Source organism: Pseudomonas sp. Pc102 (genome assembly GCF_018408275.1).
Lineage (GTDB): Bacteria > Pseudomonadota > Gammaproteobacteria > Pseudomonadales > Pseudomonadaceae > Metapseudomonas > Metapseudomonas tohonis.
In genome coordinates, this window is the sequence record NZ_AP021905.1 from 4,962,449 (window position 1) to 4,976,058 (window position 13,610).

Genomic DNA, 13,610 nt, shown 5'->3' on the forward strand with positions numbered 1-13,610 from the left:
CGAGACCGGTCACGCCGCCCATCGGCCAAGCGCACAGTTTCGTCCGCGTGCCCTCCTTATAATTCCCCGCACTAACCGTACGAACGTACCGCTATCAGCCTGGAAATATCGCCCAATGTCCCAGAACCAAGACAAGCTGATCGGCCCCGTGCCTTCCCGCATCGTCGAGGCGGCTCGCCTGATCGTCACCCCCTATGAAGGGCGGGTCGCCGAGTTCAACGTCGCCGCCTGGCTGCAACTGCCAGGCCTGGCCAACCTGCCGGTGTCGCTGATGATCAACTACCGCGACGGCGAGATCCGCCGCGAAGTCTCGGTGGACCACGGCAAGGTCAACGCCCACGGCAAGATCCTGCTCTCGGGCATCGCCCGCATGACGGTCAAGCACAAGATCGAAGACATGCAGGTCCGCCTGAGATCGGCGGTGTCCGTCCAGGGCCTGCTGGTGGAGGAGCTCTTCGTCCAGGCCGTGGAGCAGGCCGGAGCCGACAGCCGCCAAGCCCTCGCCTGAGCACACCAGGCTGCAACGAAAAACCCCGCGCCTGTCGCGGGGTTTTTCATTGGCGTTCGGCTCAGGCGCGCGCAGCGCCGTTGCTTGGGGTGGGCGGCTCCTGGTCCTCGTCCCGACGGGCTTCGGGCACGGGGGTGGGCGGCACCAGGGATTCGGGCCATTGCGAGAACTGCAGGCCGGTGATCCGGTTCAGACGCTCGAGCGCCTCCTGCGGATCACGCTCATGAAGATGGACGACTTTGCCCTTGGCCTTGCTCATAGAACACATACTTCCTTGGCTAATCCCTGTCTGATAGCAGAGTGACAGCAGACTCTGCCTGAGATTGCCAGAAACGTGCCACATTCTGCCAGCAGCGCCTTCGGGCCCTGGCAGCGGCCCTGTCGCTGGGGAGCCGCTGGCAATGTGCCGCAAACTGCCTTTTTTTGTCACTCGGGCGCAGGGCGCAGCCAGCCGGCCAGGCTCCCGTCGAACAAGGCCTGTTGCTCCTGGTGCAACCCCTCCAGCGCGGCCTTCAACGGTGGGTACCAGGCCTCGTCCAGATGCGCCGGCAGTTGCGATGGGCGCGGCAACGGCCAGGGGCAATGGCTGAGCAGCTGGTGCAGGCTGTAGTGGTTCAGGTCACGCGACAGCACCCATGAGCCGCCTCCCACGCGGCAGGCCAGGTGCTGGCTTTCGAGCAGCTCCATCAGCTCCAGCCACTCATCCTCTGGCAGCAGCCAGCCGGCACGTTGCGCATCCAGGTGCCGCGTGGGCAGGCCTCGCTGCTGGCGGTCGTGCATGACCCGCAGCACGCCCATCAGCACCAACAGGCGCGGCATCGCCTGGCGCCGCCAGTGGCGTGAGCTGGTGAGGTTGCATACCAGCTCCGCGCCGAACAGCACGATGAGCCAGGACACGTAGATCCACAGCAGGAACAGCGGCACCGTGGCGAAGGCACCGTAGATCAGCTGGTAGCCCGGGAAGAAGCTCACGTAGAGGCCGAACAGCGCCTTCGCCGACTCGAACAGCAGCGCGGTGAAAGCGCCCCCGGTCAATGCATGGCGCAGCGGTACACGGGCATTGGGCACCGCCGCGTAGAGCAGCGTGAACGCCGCCACGTTGAACAGCAGCGGCGTGAAGCCGAGGAGGATGCGGGTGCCGGCGATCTCGTTGAGGCTGGAAAGCATCGACAGCGAGGTGATGTAGGTGCTCACCGCGAACCCCGTCCCCAGCAGCAGCGGCCCCAGGCTGAGAATGGCCCAGTACAGGAGGAAGCTGGACACCCCGCGCCGTGGCTGGCGCACCCGCCAGATGGTGTTGAAGGCCTTCTCGATGGTCACCAGCATGGTGAAGGCCGTCACCGCCAGCAGCGCCACGCCCACCCAGGTTAGGTGCCGCGCCTGCAGCGTGAAGCCCTGCAGGTATTCCTGCACCGCCTCGCCGGTCGATGGCACGAAGTTGTGGAAGATGAAGCGCTGGATCTGCTCGCCCATGCCCTGGAAGGCCGGGATCGCCGAGAGCATGGTGAAGGTTACCGTCATGATCGGCACCACGGCGAACAGGCTGGTGTAGGTCAGCGCTGCAGCGCTGTTGAAACCGTGGTCGCTGATGAAGCGATGCAACAGGAAGCGCCAGAACTCTTCCACGTCTTTGATGCGTTGGCGCATTCCATCTCCTTAATGCTGGGTGCCCTGTCCGCCGGCCGACTCGACACGCAAGGTTCAGGCCTGCGCCCGGACGCGGTTAGAATAGCCGCCTCCCACAAGGCCTTGCGACCCCCGCCATGACCGAAATGACGCTGTATCACAATCCCCGCTGCTCGAAATCCCGCGGCGCCCTGGAACTGCTCGAGGCGCGAGGCCTCTCGCCGCATATCGTGCGCTACCTGGAAACCCCGCCGAGCGTCAGCGAGATCGAGACCCTGCTGCGCCGCCTCGGCATCGGCGCCCGCCAGTTGCTGCGTACCGGCGAGGACGACTACAAGGCGCTCGGCCTGGATGACACCCAACTCGACGACGCCGCGCTGATCGCCGCCATGCATGCCCACCCCAAGCTGATCGAGCGCCCCATCCTGGTGGTCGGCGAGAAGGCCGTGATCGGTCGCCCGCCGGAGAAGGTCCTGGAGATCCTGCCTTGAGCACGCCCTACATCCTGGTTCTCTACTACAGCCGCCATGGCGCCACCGAACAGATGGCCCGGCAGATCGCCCGTGGCGTGGAGCTGGGCGGCATGGAGGCGCGCCTGCGCACCGTGCCCGCCGTCTCCAGCGAATGCGAGGCGGTGGCCAGCGACATCCCCGCCGACGGCCCGCTCTACGCCAGCCTCGACGACCTGAAGAACTGCGCCGGCCTCGCGCTCGGCAGCCCGACGCGCTTCGGCAACATGGCCGCGCCGATGAAGTATTTCCTCGACGGCACCAGCAGCCTCTGGCTCAGCGGCGAACTGGTCGGCAAGCCGGCCGGCGTCTTCACCTCCACCGCCAGCCTGCACGGCGGGCAGGAGACCACCCTGCTGTCCATGCTCCTGCCGCTGCTGCACCACGGCATGCTGGTCACCGGCCTGCCCTACAGTGAACCGGCCCTGCTATCCACCAGCGGCGGCGGCACCCCCTACGGCCCCAGCCACTACGCCGGTGCCGACGGCAAGCGCACCCTCGACGAACACGAAACCACCCTTTGCCGCGCCCTGGGCCAACGCCTGGCCACGACGGCGATCCGCCTGGAGAAGCCCCGTGGCTAAGAAACCCAAAGTGCTCCCCGAACTGGACTGGCTCGCCCCGCGCCTGGCCATCAGCCGAGCCCTCAGCCTCATCGCCTTCTTCGGCCTGGCCCTGCTGCTGGTGGTCTGGACCCTGGTGTACGCCGAACTCAACGGCGCCCGCCCCTGGGTGGTACTGAGCATCGAGCTGCTGCCACTGGCGCTGCTGGCGCCGGGCATGGTCCTCGGCAACGCCCGCGCGCATGCCTGGGCCTGCTTCGTGATCAACCTGTACTTCATCCAGGGCGTGCTGGCGGCCACCGACCCGAACCGCGCGCTGTTCGGCTGGCTGATGGGCGGGCTGAGCCTGCTGCTGTTCTGCGCCGCGCTGCTCTACACGCGCTGGCGCTTCCAGTACAACCGCAAGCTGGCCGGGGAAAACTGAGCAGGGACGCGAAGCGGCGCGGCCAGGGCCGCGCCGGGTTCACCAGCCCAGGGTTTCCTTGAGGAAGGGGATGGTGAGCTTGCGCTGGGCCTGCAGGGAGGCCTGATCGAGACGTTCGAGCAAGTCGAACAGGGCGCTCATGCTGCGCGAGCCGCGGGTGAGGATGAAGCGCCCGACCTCGTCGGTCAGGTGCAGGCCACGGCGCGAGGCACGCAGTTGCAGGGCGCGCAGCTTGTCCTCGTCGGACAGCGACTGCAGCTGGAAGATCAGCGCCAGGGTCAGGCGCGACTTCAGGTCCGGCAACTTCACCGCCAGCTCCCGCGGCGCGGTATTGGCCGCCAGCAGCAGCTTGCGACCCGAATCACGCAGGCGGTTGAACAGGTGGAACAGTGCCTCCTCCCAGTCCGTGCGCCCGGCGACCGCATCCAGATCATCGAGGCAGACCAGTTCGCACTGCTCCAGGTTGTCGAGGATCGCCGTCCCGTATGGCGCCAGCTCCGCCAGCGGCAGGTAGACCGCCTGCTCGCCCCGCTGCTCGAAGCGCAGGCAGGCCGCCTGCTGCAGGTGGCTGCGACCGACGCCCTCCCCGCCCCAGAGGTAGATCAGGCTTTCGGTCCAACCGGCATCGGCCTCGCAGAGGCGCTCGACATAGCCGAGTGCCGCGGCGTTGGCGCCGGGGTAGTAGTTGGCAAATGTCGCGTCGTCACGCAGGCGGATGCCGAGGGGAAGCTGAATGGGTTTCATGCCGAGTCGCTGGGTTCGTCGGAACCGCTGCCGGTCTCTCCGTAAAGTTGGGAAAGTTTATAGAAATCATGCGCATGGCGCAGCAAAACCATGATCACGGCGGCAACCGGCAGTGCCAGCAGCACACCGGTGAAACCGAACAGCTGGCCACCGGCGAGGATGGCGAAGATCACCGCCACCGGATGCAGGCCGATGCGATCGCCCACCAGCAGCGGGGTCAGCAGCATGCCCTCGAGCAACTGGCCGACGCCGAACACCACCGCGACGCCGATCAGCGGATACAGGTCGAAGCCGCTGAACTGGAACAGCGCGGCCGCCACGGCGGCGCCGAAGCCGACCACGAAGCCCATGTAGGGGACGATGCTGGCGAGCCCGGCGAGCAGACCGATCAGCAGCCCGAGATCGAGCCCGATGGCCATCAGGCCCACGGCGTAGATGGTCCCCAGCGCCAGCATCACCAGCAACTGGCCACGGATGAAGGCGCCGAGCACCTCGTGGCACTCACCGGCGAGCTTCACCACCAGCCCCTCGCGGGCACGCGGCAGGAGCCCGCGGAGCTTGGCGACCATCAGGTCCCAGTCGCGCAACAGGTAGAAGCCGACCACCGGGATCAACAGCAGGTTGCCGACCCAGCCCACCAGCGCCAGGCCCGAGGCGGTGGCGCTGGCCAGCAGCACGCCGACCACGTCGGTGGTCTGGCCCAGGTGGCCGCTGATCACTTCCTTGAGCTTGTCGAAACGCCAGAACCCCTGTGGTAGGCCCAGCTTGGCTTGCACCCAGGGCAGCGCGCTGTTCTGCAGCCAGTCGAGCATCTGCGGCGCCAGCTCGTAGAGGCGCACCAGCTGGCGGCCGAGCATGGGCACCAGCACCAGCAGCAGGGCCAGGAGGATCAGGCTGAACAGGGTGAATACCGCCACCACGCCCCAGGTGCGCGACAGTCCCAGGCGCTCGAGGCGATCCACCAGCGGATCGCCCAGGTACGCCAGGAGCATGCCGATCAGGAAGGGGGACAGGATCGGGTGCAGCAGGTACAGCAGCCAGCACAGGAGCAGGACGCCCCCCAGCCAGAGCCAGCGACGCGAATCGGTCATGGAGAAACCTCAGCCTTGAGTTGCGGGAGCGGCCGTCCGGGCCCTCACCAATGGAATCGCAATACCGGGTCGCGCGGCTGCACCTGCGGCGCCGCCCCCGGGGTGGCCGGAGCCTGGCCGGCATCCACCGGAGCGGCTTCGGGAGCGGACTCCTGCAGGCCGCTCAGGGCCAGCTGGGCACGCAGCTGTTCGCTGCTGGCGTTGATCTGGTAGCGCAGCAGGTCGCCCTCGACCTGCACCAGGCGGGCGCCGAAAGGCTCAAGCGCGCGGGACAGTTCGGCGTAGCGCGCGAGATCGGCGCCCTTCACTTCCAAGACCTGGCTCTGGCCGACACCCGCCGCCACGACGAAGCGCGGCGCCAGGCGCTGGCTCACGGCGAGCAGCACGGCGTCGGCGACGGCGGCCTGGTCGGCTCCCTCGACGTTGCCCTGGTCGCGGTTGTCGCCCAGCCACAGGTGCCACTGGGCCTTCCACTTGCCATCGGCCTCGCTGGCCAGCACGGCGAGCAGGGCGTCGGCGGAATAGCGCTCGGAGGCCGGACGCAGCGCCTCCGGGTCGGTCGCCACCAGGGTCTCGGGCGTGGCCACCAGCTGTTCGCTGAGATCCGCCAGCGGCAGGCGCAGGGGCAGGCCACGGTGCTGGGCGGCATCACGCAGCGGCTTGGCCGCCTCCTGGGCATCCCCCACCAGGCTCGCGCCGTCGCTGCCCTGGTTCAGCCACCAGGCGAGGATCGCCGGGCGATTGGCGCCCCACAGCGGAACGCCGGCCTGGCGCAGGGTGCGCTCGGTGGTCACCGGGTCGAAGTCCACCAGCAGGGACTGGCCCTCGTAGCCGAACTGGCTGATCAATTGCTGCGGATTCTTGCGCGCCTCGGCCAGGGCCGGGTTATCCAGCGCCTTGGCATCGCCCGCGAGGCGGATGACCAGGGTCTCCAGGGCGCGGTTCAGGGCCTGGTCACGCTCGGCCGGCTGCTGCGAGGCGACGGGTTCGCGCACCTGGTAGAGGCCGCCGACCGTTTCGGCGAAGGCCGACAGGCTGGACAACGGCAGGCAGACCATGAGCAGGCGGGCGATCAGGCGCATTGGGACTCTCGACATTCTGTTGGACGGCGGCTGGCCGCGAGTGAAGGGCTATACCTTAAACAGGCCCAACCTCACCGGCAACGGGCCGGATACCGGGCGAGCACTTATTTGAACGCTTTTCGCCAACACCGACCGCTGCCGATGGCCGCTGTGGGTCAAGCCTGATAAAATCGCGCGCCTTCGCAAACCGGCAGCCAGACTTGCCGGTCGATCCTCGAATTTCCCCTATAGGCCTGGATTTATGAGCAAGCAACCCTCCCTGAGCTACAAGGACGCTGGTGTGGACATCGACGCGGGCGAAGCCCTGGTCGAACGCATCAAAGGCGTGGCCAAGCGCACCGCGCGCCCTGAAGTGATGGGCGGCCTGGGTGGCTTCGGCGCCCTCTGCGAAATCCCGGCCGGCTACAAGCAGCCCGTGCTGGTCTCCGGCACCGACGGCGTCGGCACCAAGCTGCGCCTGGCGCTGAACCTGAACAAGCACGACAGCATCGGCCAGGACCTGGTCGCCATGTGCGTGAACGACCTGGTCGTCTGTGGTGCCGAGCCGCTGTTCTTCCTCGACTACTACGCCACCGGCAAGCTCAACGTCGACGTGGCCGCCACCGTGGTCACCGGCATCGGTGCCGGCTGCGAACTGGCCGGCTGCTCCCTGGTGGGTGGCGAGACCGCCGAAATGCCCGGCATGTACGAAGGCGAGGACTACGACCTGGCCGGCTTCTGCGTCGGCGTGGTGGAAAAGGCCGAGATCATCGATGGCTCCAAGGTTGCCACCGGTGACACCCTGATCGCCCTGCCCTCCTCCGGCCCGCACTCCAACGGCTACTCGCTGATCCGCAAGATCATCGAAGTCAGCGGTGCCGACATCGAGAACGTGCAGCTCGACGGCAAGCCCCTGGCCGACCTGCTGATGGCGCCGACCCGTATCTACGTGAAGCCGCTGCTCAAGCTGATCAAGGACACCGGCGCGGTGAAGGCCATGGCCCACATCACCGGCGGCGGCCTGACCGAGAACATCCCGCGCGTCCTGCCCGAAGGCGCCCAGGCGGTGATCGACGTCGCCAGCTGGACCCGCCCGGCCGTCTTCGACTGGCTGCAGGAGAAGGGCAACGTCGACGAGCGCGAGATGCACCGCGTCCTCAACTGCGGCGTCGGCATGGTCATCTGCATCGCCCCCGAGCAGGTCGAGGTGGCCCTGGAAACCCTGCGCGCCGCCGGCGAGCAGCCCTGGGTCATCGGCCAGATCGCCGCAGGCGCCGAAGGCAGCGAACGCGTCGTCCTGAACAACCTGAAAAGCCACTGATGTCCGACCGCTGTGATGTGGTGGTGCTGATCTCCGGTTCCGGCAGCAACCTCCAGGCCCTGATCGACAGCAGCTCCAACGCCGACAGCCCGGCACGCATCCGCGCGGTGATATCCAACCGCGCCGATGCCTACGGGCTGGAGCGCGCCCGCCAGGCGGGGATCGCCACCCGGGTGCTCGACCACACGCAGTACGCAGGCCGCGAAGCCTTCGATGCGGCGCTGGTCGAGGCCATCGACGCCTACGCACCACGCCTGGTGCTGCTGGCGGGCTTCATGCGCATCCTCACCCCCGGCTTCGTGCGCCACTACCAGGGGCGCCTGCTCAATATCCACCCGTCCCTGCTGCCCCTGCACAAGGGCCTGCACACCCACCAGCGTGCGCTGGAAGCCGGCGATGCGGAGCACGGCTGCAGCGTGCATTTCGTCACCGAGGAACTCGATGGAGGCCCTCTGGTCGTACAGGCGGTAATCCCGGTAGAGTCTGGCGATACGCCGGAAAGCCTGGCCAGACGGGTGCATGCCGAGGAACACCGTATCTACCCGCTGGCCATGCGCTGGTTCGCCGAAGGTCGCCTGCACCTGGGCGAGCAAGGCGCGCTACTGGATGGCCAAGCGCTGCCCCCCTGCGGGCAGCAACTGCGTAACTAGGAGATTTTGCCGATGCGTCGTGCCCTGTTGTTGCTCCTCGCCCTGTTCACCCTGCCGGTCACGGCGGCCGAGCTGAAGCCCTTCGAGGCCAGCTACACCGCCGACTGGAAGACGATGCCCATCAGCGGCACCGCCGGGCGCAGCCTGAAGAAACTGGACGATGGCCGCTGGCAGCTGGATTTCGAGGCCTCCATGCTGGTGGCCAGCCTCACCGAAACGAGCGTGTTCCGCCTGGAGAACAATGCCTTCCTGCCGCAGACCTACCGCTTCAACCGCAGCGGCCTGGGCAAGAGCAAGCAGATCGAGCTGGATTTCGACTGGGGCGAGAAGCAGGTGATCGGCAGCGATCGCGGCAATCAGGTGCGCGTACCGCTCAACCGTGGCCTGGTGGACAAGTCCACCTACCAGTTGGTGCTCCAGCACGACGTCGCCGCCGGCAAGAAGAGCATGAGCTACCAGGTGATCGACGGCGACGAGGTCGAGACCTACGACTTCCGCGTGCTCGGCGAGGAGAAGGTGGAAACCAAGGCCGGCACGGTCGACGCCATCAAGGTCGAGCGCGTGCGCGACCCCACCCAGAGCAACCGCAAGACCATGCTCTGGTTCGCCAAGGACTGGGGCTACCTGCTGGTGCGCCTGAACCAGGTGGAGAAGGACGGCAAGGAATACCAGATCATGCTCAAGGAAGGCACGGTCGACGGCCGCAAGGTCGAAGGCGCCCAGTAAGGCGCAAGCGACACCGAGAAGCCGGGCCGATGCCCGGCTTTTTCATGCCCTTACATAAGGTGGGCTGGCAGCGTGGCGGCGGGGGTATAGGATGATCGGACCCCTGGATCGAGACTCCCGCCCGAGGAGGCCGAGATGAGCCAATACCTGCCCCTGTCCTGCGAGCTCTACGACTTCATCGAGATCGCCTGCATGCACCGCTATCAATTGCTGATCGAGCTGGACGACGGCGCCAGCCTCGAAGCCCGTGCGGTGAGTACCGAAACCACGCCGGCAAAGGAAGAGTTCTTCATCGTCCAGGGCGAAACCGGTCGCGAGCGCCTGCGCCTGGACCACATCGCCGCCATCACCCCGCTGACCGAAGGCGCGAGCTTCGGCCGGGTACTGCTGGGCAACCAGATCTGCTGATGATCCACCTCCCTGGCTGTAGTCGGGTTACAGGCCATGGATCCCTGTAGGTCGGATGCAACCCGACAAGCAGCGAACACCGGGCCCCGCGAGCTTCATCCGCCCTACTGCCGACTCCAGGCACCCATGAAAAAGCCGGGCATCGCCCGGCTTCCTTCATACCCGTCCCGCACTCACCACATCAGGTCGTCCGGCACCTTGTAGGCGGCGTAGGGATCGTCCGCATCCGCTTCCTCGGTGGGGGTGTTGAGCAGCAGGATGCGGCGCGGATCGCGCTCCTGGATACGCAGCGCCGCGTCACGCGGGATGATCTCGTAGCCTCCGCCGTGCTGGACGATGGCCAGGGAGCCACGGCTCAGCTTGTCGCGGACCATGTCATTGACGGCGATGCGCTTGACCTTCTTGTCGTCGACGAAGTTGTAGTAGTCCTCGGTGGTCAGCTTGGGCAGGCGCGAACTCTCGATGAGCTGCTTGATCTGCGCCGACCGGGCCTTCTGCTCGGCCTTCTCCTGCTGCTGGCGGTTCAGCTCCTGGTCCCGGGCGACTTTCTCGGCCTGGGCCTTGAGAGCGGCCTGGCGCTGGGAATCGTCCTTCTCGACCTGGTTCTTCTTCTCCAGGCGCTGCTGCTTCTGCTGTTGCTTGCCGGCCTGCTTGACCTGCTTTTCATTGACCAGCCCGGCTTTCAGCAGTTGGTCACGGAGGGAAAGGCTCATGGGTAATTCAGTCTCTCTGCTTAGCAGCCAAGGGCGGCTTTTTCCTGTTTCTTGGCTTCGCCCCACAGGGCATCCAGTTCGTCCAGGGTGCAATCTTCGATGGGACGACCCGCTTCGCGCAATGCCTGTTCGATGAATCGGAAGCGCCGCTCGAATTTACCGTTGGCCGAGCGCAGGGCGGTTTCCGGGTCCACCTTCAGATGGCGCGCCAGGTTGACCACCACGAACAGCAGGTCGCCGATCTCATCGGCCACGGCGGCAGGGTCGTTGTCGGCCATCGCCTCCAGCACCTCGTCCAGCTCCTCGCGGACCTTGTCCACCACCGGCAGCGCCTCGGGCCAGTCGAAACCGACCTGGGCGGCGCGCTTCTGCAGCTTGGCGGCGCGGCTCAGGGCGGGCAGCACGGCGGGTACGTCATCCAGCAGGGACAGCTGCTCGGGTGCTGCGGCCTTCTCGGCGCGCTCCTCGGCCTTGATCGCCTCCCAGCGCTGCTTGATGGCAGCCTCTTCCAGGCGTGCCATGTCCGGCGCGCCGTACAGGTCGCCATCGGGGAACACGTGAGGGTGGCGACGTACCAGCTTGCGGGTGATGGCATCGACGACGGTGGCGAACTCGAAGCGGCCCTCCTCCCGCGCCAGCTGGCTGTAGTAGACGACCTGGAACAGCAGGTCGCCCAGCTCGCCCGGCAGTTGCTCGAAATCGCCCCGCTCGATGGCATCGGCCACCTCGTAGGCTTCCTCGATGGTGTGCGGGACGATGGTCGCGTAATCCTGCTTCAGGTCCCAGGGGCAGCCGTACTGCGGGTCACGCAGCCGGGCCATCAGGTGCAGCAGATCATTGAGTTGGTACATGACAGGTCCGATGATTTATGCCCGACACGACCTGAGCGTCGCGAGCGAAGGGCTGGCTAGGCGGAATGGGGCCGGAAAAGCGGAGTTGGCTAGTGCCAATGAGCATTTTCCGGTCCCTTTCCAACAACGCCAGACCGAGCGCAGCAGCTCAGGCGGCGCGGTTACGGCGGGCTTCGATGATATTCGGCAGCTGCGAGATACGCGCCAGCAGACGCCCCAGCGCATCCAGCCCGGGGATTTCGATGGTCAGCAGCATGGAGGCGGTGTTGTCTTCCTTGTTCGAGCGGGTGTTCACCGCCAGCACGTTGATACGCTCGTTGAGCAGCACCTGGGAAACGTCGCGCAGCAGGCCGGACCGGTCGTACGCCTTGATGACGATATCCACCGGGTAGGTCTGCACCGGCACCGGGCCCCAACTGACCTGGATCATCCGCTCCGGCTCGCGACCCGCCAGTTGCAGCGCCGAGGCGCAGTCCTGGCGGTGGATGCTGACGCCGCGACCGAGAGTGATGTAGCCGACGATCGGATCACCCGGCAGCGGCTGGCAGCAGCCGGCCATCTGGGTGAGCAGGTTGCCGACGCCCTGGATCTGCACATCGCCACGCTTGCCCGGCTTGTGCTGCCCGGCGACGCGACGGGGGATCAGCTCCAGCTGTTCGCTGCTGCCACGCTCCGGCTCCACCAGTTGCTGCGCACAATTGACCACATGGGCCAGGCGCAGGTCTCCGGCGCCCAGGGCGGCATGCATGTCCTCGGCGGTACGCAGGTTGCACTTCTCGGCGAGCTTCTCGAAATCCACCGGCGGCAGCGCCAGGCGTGCCAGCTCGCGCTCGAGCATGGCCTTGCCGGCGGCGACGTTCTGGTCTCGCGCCTGCAGCTTGAACCAGTGGACGATCTTCGCCCGCGCCCGCGAGGTAGTGATATAGCCCAGGTTGGGGTTGAGCCAGTCACGGCTGGGCGAACCCTGCTTGCCGGTGATGATCTCCACCTGCTCGCCGGTCTGCAGGCTGTAGTTCAGCGGCACGATGCGGCCGTTGATCTTGGCGCCCCGGCAGTTGTGGCCGATCTCGGTGTGTACGCGGTAGGCGAAGTCCAGCGGCGTCGCGCCCTTGGGCAGGTCGATGGCGTGGCCATCGGGGGTGAAGACGTAGACGCGGTCGGGCTCGATATCCACCCGCAGCTGTTCGGCCAGCCCGCCGATGTCGCCCAGTTCCTCGTGCCACTCCAGCACTTGGCGCAGCCAGGAGATCTTCTCTTCGTAGTGGTTGGAGCTGGACTTGACGTCGGTGCCCTTGTAGCGCCAGTGGGCGCAGACGCCCAGCTCGGCTTCCTCGTGCATGGCGTGGGTGCGGATCTGCACCTCCAGCACCTTGCCGTCCGGGCCGATCACCGCCGTGTGCAGGGAGCGGTAGCCGTTCTCCTTGGGGTTGGCGATGTAGTCGTCGAATTCCTTGGGGATGTGCCGCCACAGGGTGTGCACGATGCCGAGCGCGGTGTAGCAGTCGCGCACCTCCGGCACCAGCACGCGCACGGCGCGCACGTCGTAGATCTGGCTGAACTGCAGGCCCTTGCGCTGCATCTTCCGCCAGATGGAATAAATGTGCTTGGCGCGACCGCTGATGTCGGACTTGATGCCCGTGGCGGCCAGTTCCTCGCGCAGCTGGTTCATCACATCGGCGATGTACTGCTCGCGATCCAGGCGGCGCTCATGCAGCAGCTTGGCGATCTGCTTGTACTGGTCAGGCTCCAGGTAGCGGAAAGACAGGTCCTCCAGCTCCCACTTGATATGGCCGATGCCCAGGCGATGGGCCAGGGGCGCGTAGATGTCGAAGACCTCGCGGGCGACGCGGTGGCGCTTCTCGTCGTCGGCGTTCTTGACCTCGCGGATGGCGCAGGTCCGTTCGGCCAGCTTGATCAGCGCGACGCGCACGTCGTCGACCATGGCCACCAGCATCTTGCGCAGGTTCTCCACCTGCGCCTGGGTGCCCAGCACCAGGGAATGACGCGGGTTGAGGCTGGCGCTGATCGCGGCCATGCGCAGCACGCCCTCAATGAGCTTGGCCACCACCGGGCCGAAGCGCTGGTTGACGTCGGCGAGCTGGATCTTGCCCTCGCGCACGCCGCGGTAGATGACTGCCGCCACCAGGGACTCCTGGTCCAGCTTGAGGTCGGCGAGGATCTCGGCGATCTCCAGGCCGGTCTGGAAACTGGAGGTGCCCTCGGCCCAGAGGTTCTGCGCGGCGTTGGCCTGCTGCTCGGAGTCCCGGGCGAATTCGCAGGCCTGTTTCAGCACCTCGCGGTCCAACACCGGATCGAGACTGAGGACATGGTCCAGCCACGCCTCGAGGTTGATACTGCCGTCGGTGTTGACCGGCTGTTGCGCTCTGACCTGTACCATCTTGCCTTACCTTCCCT

General features: G+C 66.5%; 16 protein-coding genes. 8 read left to right on the forward strand and 8 right to left on the reverse strand.

Going from position 1 to position 13,610, the window contains the following annotated elements; genetic code table 11:
- Positions 1 to 115 precede the first annotated feature (115 nt).
- Positions 116 to 508: a hypothetical protein gene (locus PHLH3_RS22655; protein ID WP_213625862.1), complete on the forward strand. Its 393-nt coding sequence runs from the start codon at positions 116 to 118 to the stop codon at positions 506 to 508.
- Between the two features lie 61 nt (positions 509 to 569).
- On the opposite strand, the gene PHLH3_RS30820 is transcribed toward PHLH3_RS22655, so the two are convergent.
- Positions 570 to 767 (reverse strand): hypothetical protein, encoded by a 198-nt coding sequence (locus PHLH3_RS30820; protein ID WP_111261707.1) that lies wholly within the window; start codon positions 765 to 767, stop codon positions 570 to 572.
- A gap of 167 nt (positions 768 to 934) precedes the next feature.
- Entirely contained in the window at positions 935 to 2,155 is a 1,221-nt protein-coding gene (locus PHLH3_RS22665) for a YihY family inner membrane protein (RefSeq protein WP_213625863.1), read from the reverse strand.
- Positions 2,156 to 2,271: 116 nt separating this feature from the next.
- Here PHLH3_RS22665 and arsC point away from each other — a divergent pair, with 116 nt between their 5' ends.
- The 3 genes from arsC to PHLH3_RS22680 are packed head-to-tail and all read left to right on the forward strand — an operon-like array spanning position 2,272 to position 3,630.
- A complete protein-coding gene (arsC, locus tag PHLH3_RS22670) occupies positions 2,272 to 2,625 on the forward strand; it encodes an arsenate reductase (glutaredoxin) (protein WP_173171860.1) in 354 nt (117 codons plus the stop codon).
- Positions 2,622 to 3,227: an NAD(P)H:quinone oxidoreductase gene (gene wrbA, locus PHLH3_RS22675; protein WP_213625864.1), complete on the forward strand. Its 606-nt coding sequence runs from the start codon at positions 2,622 to 2,624 to the stop codon at positions 3,225 to 3,227. Before arsC ends, wrbA begins: the two co-directional genes overlap by 4 nt.
- Entirely contained in the window at positions 3,220 to 3,630 is a 411-nt protein-coding gene (locus PHLH3_RS22680; protein WP_173171858.1) for a DUF2069 domain-containing protein, read from the forward strand. Before wrbA ends, PHLH3_RS22680 begins: the two co-directional genes overlap by 8 nt.
- Before the next feature lie 39 nt (positions 3,631 to 3,669).
- Here the strand turns inward: PHLH3_RS22680 and hda are convergent, their stop codons facing one another.
- The 3 genes from hda to PHLH3_RS22695 are packed head-to-tail and all read right to left on the reverse strand — an operon-like array spanning position 3,670 to position 6,547.
- Positions 3,670 to 4,374: a DnaA regulatory inactivator Hda gene (gene hda, locus PHLH3_RS22685; RefSeq protein WP_213625865.1), complete on the reverse strand. Its 705-nt coding sequence runs from the start codon at positions 4,372 to 4,374 to the stop codon at positions 3,670 to 3,672.
- Entirely contained in the window at positions 4,371 to 5,465 is a 1,095-nt protein-coding gene (locus tag PHLH3_RS22690) for an AI-2E family transporter (RefSeq protein WP_173171853.1), read from the reverse strand. Before PHLH3_RS22690 ends, hda begins: the two co-directional genes overlap by 4 nt.
- Before the next feature lie 44 nt (positions 5,466 to 5,509).
- Positions 5,510 to 6,547, reverse strand: a complete 1,038-nt coding sequence (locus tag PHLH3_RS22695) for a DUF2066 domain-containing protein (RefSeq protein ID WP_213625866.1) — start codon at positions 6,545 to 6,547, stop codon at positions 5,510 to 5,512.
- Positions 6,548 to 6,788: 241 nt separating this feature from the next.
- On the opposite strand from PHLH3_RS22695, the gene purM reads away from it, so the two are divergent.
- The 4 genes from purM (at position 6,789) to PHLH3_RS22715 (ending at position 9,631) form a co-directional block, all read left to right on the forward strand.
- Positions 6,789 to 7,847 carry a phosphoribosylformylglycinamidine cyclo-ligase gene (gene purM / locus PHLH3_RS22700; protein ID WP_173171849.1) on the forward strand — a complete coding sequence of 353 codons (1,059 nt, stop codon included), beginning with the start codon at positions 6,789 to 6,791 and terminating at the stop codon, positions 7,845 to 7,847.
- Positions 7,847 to 8,497, forward strand: a complete 651-nt coding sequence (gene purN, locus PHLH3_RS22705) for a phosphoribosylglycinamide formyltransferase (protein ID WP_173171847.1) — start codon at positions 7,847 to 7,849, stop codon at positions 8,495 to 8,497. The genes purM and purN overlap by 1 nt, the downstream gene beginning before the upstream one ends.
- A 12-nt stretch (positions 8,498 to 8,509) precedes the next feature.
- A complete protein-coding gene (locus PHLH3_RS22710) occupies positions 8,510 to 9,223 on the forward strand; it encodes a DUF3108 domain-containing protein (RefSeq protein WP_213625867.1) in 714 nt (237 codons plus the stop codon).
- A 135-nt stretch (positions 9,224 to 9,358) separates the two neighbouring features.
- Complete coding sequence (locus tag PHLH3_RS22715; protein ID WP_173171843.1) at positions 9,359 to 9,631, forward strand: Rho-binding antiterminator; 273 nt, start codon at positions 9,359 to 9,361, stop codon at positions 9,629 to 9,631.
- Between the two features lie 173 nt (positions 9,632 to 9,804).
- Here the strand turns inward: PHLH3_RS22715 and PHLH3_RS22720 are convergent, their stop codons facing one another.
- The 3 genes from PHLH3_RS22720 to relA all read right to left on the reverse strand — a co-directional run bounded on the left by PHLH3_RS22720 (position 9,805) and on the right by relA (position 13,593).
- Entirely contained in the window at positions 9,805 to 10,344 is a 540-nt protein-coding gene (locus tag PHLH3_RS22720) for a DUF2058 domain-containing protein (protein WP_111261719.1), read from the reverse strand.
- Positions 10,345 to 10,364: 20 nt separating this feature from the next.
- The gene (gene mazG, locus PHLH3_RS22725; protein ID WP_173171841.1) at positions 10,365 to 11,195 is read right to left on the reverse strand and encodes a nucleoside triphosphate pyrophosphohydrolase; all 831 of its coding nucleotides are present in this window, start codon (positions 11,193 to 11,195) and stop codon (positions 10,365 to 10,367) included.
- Between the two features lie 148 nt (positions 11,196 to 11,343).
- The gene (gene relA / locus PHLH3_RS22730; protein WP_111261721.1) at positions 11,344 to 13,593 is read right to left on the reverse strand and encodes a GTP diphosphokinase; all 2,250 of its coding nucleotides are present in this window, start codon (positions 13,591 to 13,593) and stop codon (positions 11,344 to 11,346) included.
- Between the last annotated feature and the right edge of the window lie 17 nt (positions 13,594 to 13,610).

Coding starts and splice junctions, on each gene's coding strand:
- relA (WP_111261721.1), bottom strand. CDS start 13,593: ATGGTACAGGTCAGAGCGCAACAGCCGGTCAACACCGACGGCAGTATC.
- PHLH3_RS22710 (WP_213625867.1), top strand. CDS start 8,510: ATGCGTCGTGCCCTGTTGTTGCTCCTCGCCCTGTTCACCCTGCCGGTC.
- PHLH3_RS22655 (WP_213625862.1), top strand. CDS start 116: ATGTCCCAGAACCAAGACAAGCTGATCGGCCCCGTGCCTTCCCGCATC.
- arsC (WP_173171860.1), top strand. CDS start 2,272: ATGACCGAAATGACGCTGTATCACAATCCCCGCTGCTCGAAATCCCGC.
- PHLH3_RS22695 (WP_213625866.1), bottom strand. CDS start 6,547: ATGCGCCTGATCGCCCGCCTGCTCATGGTCTGCCTGCCGTTGTCCAGC.
- PHLH3_RS30820 (WP_111261707.1), bottom strand. CDS start 767: ATGAGCAAGGCCAAGGGCAAAGTCGTCCATCTTCATGAGCGTGATCCG.
- mazG (WP_173171841.1), bottom strand. CDS start 11,195: ATGTACCAACTCAATGATCTGCTGCACCTGATGGCCCGGCTGCGTGAC.
- purM (WP_173171849.1), top strand. CDS start 6,789: ATGAGCAAGCAACCCTCCCTGAGCTACAAGGACGCTGGTGTGGACATC.
- purN (WP_173171847.1), top strand. CDS start 7,847: ATGTCCGACCGCTGTGATGTGGTGGTGCTGATCTCCGGTTCCGGCAGC.
- PHLH3_RS22690 (WP_173171853.1), bottom strand. CDS start 5,465: ATGACCGATTCGCGTCGCTGGCTCTGGCTGGGGGGCGTCCTGCTCCTG.
- hda (WP_213625865.1), bottom strand. CDS start 4,374: ATGAAACCCATTCAGCTTCCCCTCGGCATCCGCCTGCGTGACGACGCG.
- PHLH3_RS22720 (WP_111261719.1), bottom strand. CDS start 10,344: ATGAGCCTTTCCCTCCGTGACCAACTGCTGAAAGCCGGGCTGGTCAAT.
- PHLH3_RS22715 (WP_173171843.1), top strand. CDS start 9,359: ATGAGCCAATACCTGCCCCTGTCCTGCGAGCTCTACGACTTCATCGAG.
- PHLH3_RS22665 (WP_213625863.1), bottom strand. CDS start 2,155: ATGCGCCAACGCATCAAAGACGTGGAAGAGTTCTGGCGCTTCCTGTTG.